This window comes from Rhodococcus sp. OK519, assembly GCF_003051005.1.
Lineage (GTDB): Bacteria > Actinomycetota > Actinomycetes > Mycobacteriales > Mycobacteriaceae > Prescottella.
Genome location: NZ_QAOW01000023.1, coordinates 1 through 7,001 on the forward strand (window position 1 = coordinate 1; position 7,001 = coordinate 7,001).

The following is a 7,001-nucleotide window of genomic DNA, read 5'->3' on the forward strand; positions in this document are numbered from 1 at the left end:
CGTGACGCACACGCCGGCCTGCACCACGCGATCCACGTGCCGGGCACCGTGTACCACGCGGCGACGCTGAGCGGTCTCGGCGTCGACCCGCAGGGTCCGCTGCGCGCGATGATCTGACCGTACCCACACTCGAAACCACAACGGAGACAACATGACGAACCCTGATATCGGAGGCTTCGGCACCGACATCCGTGGTCTGGGCTACGTGAAGGTCCAGACCAACGACATCGAGCGCTGGCGCACCTTCGCGTTCGACGTGCTCGGCTTCGCGAAGGGCAGCGGCCCGGACCCCGACGCCCTCTACCTGCGGATGGACGAGCGCGCGGCACGCATCATCGTCGTCCCCGGTGAGACCGACGAGGTCGTCACCATCGGCTGGGAGGTCCGTGACCACAACGCCCTCGTGCGCGTCACCGAGGCCGTCGAGCGGGCGGGTATCGCCGTCAAGCCGCTCGCGCTCGAAGAGGCCGACGCCCGCCGCGTCGAAGAGGTCGTGACGTTCCAGGATCCGTCGGGCGCCACGCTCGAGATCTTCCACGGCGCGGTCCTCGACCACAGCCCGGTCGTCACCCCGTTCGGATCCACGTTCGTCACCGGCGCACAGGGTCTCGGCCACGTCGTGCTCCCGACGATGGACCCGAACGGCACGTTCGAGTTCTACACCGACGTGCTCGGCTTCCTGCCGCGCGGCGCCTTCCGCATCCCGGCGCCGCCGGAGTTCGGCCCGCTGCGGGTGCGCTTCCTGGGTGTCAACGAGCGCCACCACAGCCTCGCGCTGTGCCCGTCGCCGCACGGTGGCGCCCCCGGCCTGGTGCACATCATGGTCGAGGTCGACACGCTCGACGCCGTCGGCCAGGCACTCGATCGCGTCGTGAAGGACGGCTTCTCGGTGTCGTCGACGCTGGGCCGGCACACCAACGACAAGATGGTGTCCTTCTACGTCCGCGCACCCGGCGGCTGGGATGTCGAGTTCGGCACCGCCGGCAAGAAGGTCGACGAGCGGTACTACTCGGCCGAGGAGATCACCGCCGACAGCTACTGGGGCCACGACTGGTCCGGTAGCGAGCCGCTCGCGGCGATGTAAACCCCTCTTCACAACCGCATATCGCTCCCGTCAGGGGGAACCCCCGTCCACCAGGACTGCAGGGTTCCCCCTTTCGGCATATACCGATCTTGGTGATCCACTTCACAAATCTCGATTCGTGTGCGATTATTCCTAATCGAAACACCCACGTCAGATGGGTCTCGCCGCGATGCACGCCAAAAGTGAGGGAGACATCGATGACCGCACACGACTCCGCAGACGCGGCCCCGACCGCAATTCTGGAGCGGGTCTCGCTCGTCCTGGACACCTTCGACGGCCCCGGGCGCCTCACCCTCGCCCAGGTCGTCAAGCGCACCGGCCTCCCGCGGTCGTCGGCGCACCGGATCCTCGAGCGACTCGTCGAGATGCGCTGGCTGCGCCGCGAGGGCCGTGACTACGAGCTGGGCATCCGACTGATGGAACTCGGCTCGATCGCCGTCCACCAGAATCGCCTGCACACCGCTGCGGCGCCGATCCTGCAAGAACTGCACCGCGTCACCGGATACGTCGTTCACCTGGGCGTCCTCGACGGCACCGATGTGCTCTACCTCGACAAGGTGGGCGGCCGCCTCGCCGCCGAACTGCCCACCCGCGTCGGCAGCCGCTACCCCGCCCGCAACTCGGCGATCGGCAAGGCACTGCTCGCGTACACGCCGAACGGCAACGACAGCCTCACCGACTTCACGCCCGAACTACACAAGGTCCGCGAGATGGGCGTCGCGTACGAGGTCAGCCAGATCTCCGGCGGGATCGGCATGATCGCCGTCCCGATCGGCCCCATCGGCGGGGCCACCGCCGCCATCTCGATCTGTGGACCCACCACGCACCTCAAGTTCGACCACCGGCACACCGCACCTGTGCGCATGGCTGCCGGCTCGATCCTGCAGTCCATCACCGGACGCACCCACGGCGCCGCCCCGATCTCCCACCGCAACCGGCTGCAGAGCCTGCCCACCGCGGCACCGCGCACCCGGCTGCAGTACGCCTGACCCCGAACTCCGTCGCTGTCGGTCACGCAGGTGGCGCGTAAGCCACCGTGGGCAGACCTCGAGGCGATCCTGTCGCCGGCGTCGAACTGAGTGGCCTGAAGGAAGGGCGGGGGTTCAGCCCCGCTCGCTCTTCCCCAGGCCCTCGACGAAATCCTCGACATCACGCCAGGAACCGGCCACTTCGGGGATCGGATTGCCCAGTTCGTCGCGCTCACGCACCCGTGAGAGTGTCTGCGCGGCATCGTCGATGTCGTCGAGCAGTTGCCTCGCCAGGTCGATCTCTGCCTGGTAGTAACGCTCCGCCCAGATCAGGCTCATCTTCGAGAAGGCCCACGCGGGCTCCCGGGTGGCGTGGTCGCCGTGCAGCTTGGCACGCTCGCGGAGCTCTTCCATGTTCTCGATGTGCGACTGCACCAACACTTTGAGCTGCTCGGGCTCGTTGAGGTGCCCCATCCACATCCGGAGCAGTAAGCCGTGCTTGAGTACCGGTTGATCGACCGGCGCATCGCGCGACCAGTTCCGCACGGCCCGCGTCCCGCGCTCGGTGATCCGATAGACGCGCCGTCCGCGTTCGCCGGGCTCGGACACCATCTCGGACTCCACCAAACCGGCGGTCTCGAGCTTCTTGAGCTCGCCGTACACCTGACTGATCGACGGGCTCCAGTAGAAGAACCCGATGCTCCAGTCCGCCCACTTCTTGAGGTCGTATCCGGTGAGCCCCTCACCGAGGGTCAGCATCCCCAGAACCGCCCAACTTGTCGCGGGCAGCGACGGATAACCGGCGTCGAGGGCGTCGTTGACGGGCTCGGTTTCGGGCATGACGGAAGCCTAACAGCCCAGGTAGATGGTGGTTACAGGCGAGTAGCATCTGTCCACTCACCGGGAGCGCGCCTCCCGCTCGGTGGGAGAAGTGCAGACGCATCCTGCAATAGTGACTACCGTCACCGATGGAGTCAGGAGGCCCGCCCATGGAAAGCGTCCGCTGCAACACCTGCGGCAACCGAGTTCTGGTCGAGAAGTACAGCGATGCGCACACGAGCATCCAGTGGCTCGACGAGGCAGACAACGCGTGCCCCGAGTTCGCCGAAGCGCGAACCCAGGACGGTCGTGCCTGGGTCCCCACCTGTCGCAAACTGCAGGAGACGATCGACGACCTGACCATCTCCGGTCAGCTCGGCCTGTCCCTGCGCAGCTACCCGGTGCCCGGCCGCCTCGAGTGAATCGAAGGAGTGGCGGTCTCTACTACCGGGATCGCCCACTCCCCCACACCGATTCGTGCCCTATGTTCGACTGATGAAGTGGGCATTGCCGGGCGCGATGATCGCGACCCCCGAGCTGATCGAACTGGCGCGCGTGGCCGACGAGTGTGGCTACGACGCGATCGCCATGCCGGACTCGGTGTTCTACCCCGAACACGTCTCGGCCGACTATCCGTACTCGCCGGACGGCAAGCGCATGTGGTCTCCCGAGACCCCGATGCCGGACCCGTTCATCGCGATGACCGCGATGGCCGCGGTCACCCAGCGAATCGGCCTCTACACCAACGTGTTGAAGCTGCCACTGCGTGATCCGCTGCTCACCGCGAAGCAGGTCGCGACGATGGCGGTGATGTCGGGCAACCGGATCGCGATCGGCGTCGGCCTGTCGTGGATTCCCGAGGAGTTCCGCTTCACCGGCACGGAGATGCGCACCCGCGGCGTCCGCACCGACGAGGCCATCCAGGTGATCCGGGCGGTCTGCGCGGGCAACGGCCCCGAGTGGGTCGAATTCCACGGCAAGCACTACGACTTCGACCGGTTGATGATCAGCCCCGCTCCCGACCGGCCGGTGCCGATCTACGGCGGCGGCCACAGCGAGGCCGGCCTGCGCCGTGCCGCACGCCATGCCGACGGCTGGATTTCCGTCAACACCGACACCGCGCAGTTGAAGGACGCCATCGCGCGCCTGACCGAACTGCGCACCGAATACGGCCGCGAGAACGAGCACTTCGAGATCGACGCCTCCCCCACCGACGTCTCCGACATCGACGGCTACCGCGCCCTCGCCGACGTCGGGGTCACGCGGATCCGCGTCTCGCCGTGGCGCCTCTACGGAGCTGATCCGTCCGATCCCCAGGCCCGCCTCGACGCGGTCCGCCGCTTCGCCGACGAGGCTGCCCTCGCCTGAACCTGCGCCCTACCGCCGCCCGCCGAGGGCAACCAGCCACGTGAGGAACCCGTCGATGTCGTCGGCACCGACGTCGAGGGCCGACGGGCGCACCAGCACGGTGTCGACACCGAGGTCCGCGGCCTCCTTCGCCGACGCCGTCATCGCGTCGAAGTCCACGCCGCCGGAGCCGTTCTCGATGGTCGGCAGCATGATCTGCACCTCGGCGGTGCGCGGGTCGCGGCCCTGCTCCTCGAAGCAGTTGCGCAACAGCGTGATGCTGTCCTCGAGGCGGTCCATGTCGGCGGGTGCCGCGGTCCAGCCGTCGCCGACGCGCGCGATGCGGTCGAAGTTGCGCTTCGACGGCGCCATCCCGAAGATCACCGGCACCCGGGTCTGCACGGGCCGCGGCAGGCTGTGGAAGTCGGAGAACGCGTAGCCCGTTCCCGTGAACGACGCCGGCGGCACGCCCCACAGTTCGCGGCACGCGGCCACCGTCTCCTCCAACCGGCCGAAGCGCCGCTCGAACGGGATGCCCGCGGCCGCGTACTCGGCCTCCTGCCAGCCCACGCCCATCCCGATCCGGGTCCGGCCCCGCGACAGCACGTCCAGGGTCGCGATCTGCTTGGCGAGCAGCAGCGCCGGACGCAGCGGCGCGACGAGCACGTACACACCGAGGTCGGCGCGCTCGGTCACCGCGGCGATCGCCGACAGCAGTGACATCGGCTCGAGCCACGGGTGCTCGAGTTCGAACGGGAAACCGTTGTCGCGCACGCGCTCGGCGTGGGCCTCGCGGGAGAAGCCGAGATGGTCCGAGGTCGTGATCAGGTCGACGCCGCGACGGTCGGCCTCCGCAGCGAGTTCGAGCACGGCGCGGTGGTCGCCGCCGTAGAACCGTTCGGCGCCGAAGACGTCCAGTCCGATCTTCATGTGTCCTTCTCCTCGTATCCGTGAAACACCGAGCGGGAGTCCGCTGCACGTTTCGCGATGCGAAGCGTGCAGCGAACTCCCGCTGCGGCGTTGTCGATCAGACGCGTCCGAAGTACGCGTCCTTGAGCACTGCGATGTCGTCGATCTCCGACGCCGGTGAGTCCATGACGACTTTGCCGATGTCGAGAACGGTGACGTGGTCGGCGACGCTCATGGCCGCCTCGACGGCCTGCTCGACGAGGAGGACGGCCAGGCCGGTCTCCTTGAGCAGCTGCACGCGCTCCATCACCTCGTTGACGATGACGGGGGCCAGACCGCCGGACGGCTCGTCGAGCAGCAGCAGCCGCGGGTTCGACATCAGCGCCGCACCGATCGCCAGCATCTGCTGCTGACCACCGGACATCGAGCCGGCCAACAGGTTCCGCTTCTCACCGAGGATCGGGAACATCTCGTAGATGCGCTCGACGTCCGGCTTGAGCGCACCTCGCCGCATCTTCCGGGTGTAGCCGCCGAGCAGCAGATTCTGCTCGATGGTCTGCTTGTGGAAGACGCGCTTGCCTTCCTGCACGTACGCCATCCCACGGCGCACCCGCTGGTGTGCGGCGACCCCGGAGATGTCCTGGCCGTCCATCTCGATGCTGCCGCCGTGGACCTTGTTCAGGCCCGAGATGGCGCGCAGGGTACTGGTCTTGCCGGCACCGTTACGCCCGAGCAGCGCCGTCACCTGGCCGGGGAACACGTCGAACGAGACGTCCCAGACCACGCGCAGGTCACCGTAACCGGACTGCAGATTCCGAACGCTCAGAACCGGTTTCATCACTCCACCTTCTCCAGCTCGGCGGCCGTTCCGCTGTCGGGATCGACACCGAGGTACTCGCTGAGCACCCGCGGGTGGTGCTCGATCTCCTCGGGCGGCCCGGACGCGATGACCTGTCCCTGCGCCAGCACGACGATGGTGTCGGCGAGCGAGAGGACCAGTCGGAAGTTGTGCTCCACCAGCAGGACCGTGGCCCCGGCGTCACGCAGTGCCCGGATGAGCACCGACAGCCGTACCAGTTCGTCCTCGTCCATGCCGGACGCGATCTCGTCGAGCAGCAGCACGCGCGGCTCTGCGATCACGGCACGCGCGACCTCGAGCATGCGCCGCATGCCCAGGGGCAGCGAGGTGGCGACCTCGTTGCGCAGGTGCGACATTCCGACGAGTTCGAGGACTCGCTCGGCCTCGACGATGTCCGCCTTCGCGACCTTGCGGAAGTTCGGCAGGCGGAAGATCGCGGAGATCATCGAGGCACGGTTGGTCATGTACCGGCCCGACGCGACGGCCTCGAGCACGGTGACGTTCTCGGGGATGTTCGGCGTCTGGAACGTGCGGGCCACGCCCTCACGCGCCACGCGGTGCGACGAGAACTTCTGCACCTCGGTGTCGCCGATGACGATCCGTCCCGCGTCCGCGGTGTAGAAGCCGCAGATCATGTTCAGCATCGTCGTCTTACCGGAGCCGTTGGGTCCGATCAGCGCGGTCACCTGTCCCGGCTCGGCGCGCAGCGTCGCCGACCTCAGGGCCTGGTTGCCGCCGAACGCCTTCGAAATTCCGTCGACCTCGAGCGTGGATCCGGCGATCGGCGCCACGACGGGCACCTCGTTCGGATCCCGCGGCTCCGGTCGCTCCGCCACCCCGATGCCCGCCTTGCGGTCGATCCTGGCGGCCAGGGAGCGGAACACCTTCGTCAGACCACCCGAGAGCAGCACGCCGCCGATGATCAGGAAGCCGCCGTAGAACAGCAGCGAGTACTCCTGGAACGCGGTCGACTGGTTGGGGCCGAACTGCATGATGGCCGCACCGATGACCGCGC

At 67.8% G+C, this 7,001-nt stretch carries 8 protein-coding genes; 4 read left to right on the forward strand and 4 right to left on the reverse strand.

Annotated features, from left to right (window positions below; all coding sequences use genetic code 11):
• Nucleotides 1-151 precede the first annotated feature (151 nt).
• Nucleotides 152-1,084, forward strand: coding sequence for a biphenyl-2,3-diol 1,2-dioxygenase (gene bphC / locus C8K36_RS24335; protein ID WP_107987583.1), 933 nt, complete (start codon nt 152-154; stop codon nt 1,082-1,084).
• A gap of 197 nt (nt 1,085-1,281) precedes the next feature.
• Nucleotides 1,282-2,073 carry an IclR family transcriptional regulator gene (locus tag C8K36_RS24340; protein ID WP_107987584.1) on the forward strand — a complete coding sequence of 264 codons (792 nt, stop codon included), beginning with the start codon at nt 1,282-1,284 and terminating at the stop codon, nt 2,071-2,073.
• A 114-nt stretch (nt 2,074-2,187) separates the two neighbouring features.
• On the opposite strand, the gene C8K36_RS24345 is transcribed toward C8K36_RS24340, so the two are convergent.
• Nucleotides 2,188-2,892, reverse strand: coding sequence for a PadR family transcriptional regulator (locus C8K36_RS24345; protein ID WP_107987585.1), 705 nt, complete (start codon nt 2,890-2,892; stop codon nt 2,188-2,190).
• Nucleotides 2,893-3,041: 149 nt separating this feature from the next.
• Between C8K36_RS24345 and C8K36_RS24350 the strand changes: the two genes are divergently transcribed.
• Nucleotides 3,042-3,293, forward strand: a complete 252-nt coding sequence (locus C8K36_RS24350; RefSeq protein WP_107987586.1) for a hypothetical protein — start codon at nt 3,042-3,044, stop codon at nt 3,291-3,293.
• Between the two features lie 73 nt (nt 3,294-3,366).
• On the forward strand, nt 3,367-4,239 hold the full coding sequence (locus tag C8K36_RS24355) for a TIGR03619 family F420-dependent LLM class oxidoreductase (protein ID WP_107987587.1): 873 nt from the start codon (nt 3,367-3,369) through the stop codon (nt 4,237-4,239).
• A gap of 9 nt (nt 4,240-4,248) precedes the next feature.
• On the opposite strand, the gene C8K36_RS24360 is transcribed toward C8K36_RS24355, so the two are convergent.
• From C8K36_RS24360 to C8K36_RS24370, 3 genes are all read right to left on the reverse strand, one after another.
• Nucleotides 4,249-5,148, reverse strand: coding sequence for a TIGR03619 family F420-dependent LLM class oxidoreductase (locus C8K36_RS24360; protein WP_107987588.1), 900 nt, complete (start codon nt 5,146-5,148; stop codon nt 4,249-4,251).
• Between the two features lie 97 nt (nt 5,149-5,245).
• Complete coding sequence (locus C8K36_RS24365) at nt 5,246-5,965, reverse strand: ABC transporter ATP-binding protein (RefSeq protein WP_107987589.1); 720 nt, start codon at nt 5,963-5,965, stop codon at nt 5,246-5,248.
• Nucleotides 5,965-7,001, reverse strand: a 1,037-nt coding sequence (locus tag C8K36_RS24370) for an ABC transporter ATP-binding protein (RefSeq protein ID WP_146176541.1), incomplete at its 5' end; no start/stop codon positions are given. The genes C8K36_RS24365 and C8K36_RS24370, both read right to left, overlap by 1 nt.

Bases quoted from the DNA above. Each gene is read 5' to 3' on its own strand.
- bphC (WP_107987583.1), top strand. From the start codon at position 152: ATGACGAACCCTGATATCGGAGGCTTCGGCACCGACATCCGTGGTCTG.
- C8K36_RS24340 (WP_107987584.1), top strand. From the start codon at position 1,282: ATGACCGCACACGACTCCGCAGACGCGGCCCCGACCGCAATTCTGGAG.
- C8K36_RS24345 (WP_107987585.1), bottom strand. From the start codon at position 2,892: ATGCCCGAAACCGAGCCCGTCAACGACGCCCTCGACGCCGGTTATCCG.
- C8K36_RS24350 (WP_107987586.1), top strand. From the start codon at position 3,042: ATGGAAAGCGTCCGCTGCAACACCTGCGGCAACCGAGTTCTGGTCGAG.
- C8K36_RS24355 (WP_107987587.1), top strand. From the start codon at position 3,367: ATGAAGTGGGCATTGCCGGGCGCGATGATCGCGACCCCCGAGCTGATC.
- C8K36_RS24360 (WP_107987588.1), bottom strand. From the start codon at position 5,148: ATGAAGATCGGACTGGACGTCTTCGGCGCCGAACGGTTCTACGGCGGC.
- C8K36_RS24365 (WP_107987589.1), bottom strand. From the start codon at position 5,965: ATGAAACCGGTTCTGAGCGTTCGGAATCTGCAGTCCGGTTACGGTGAC.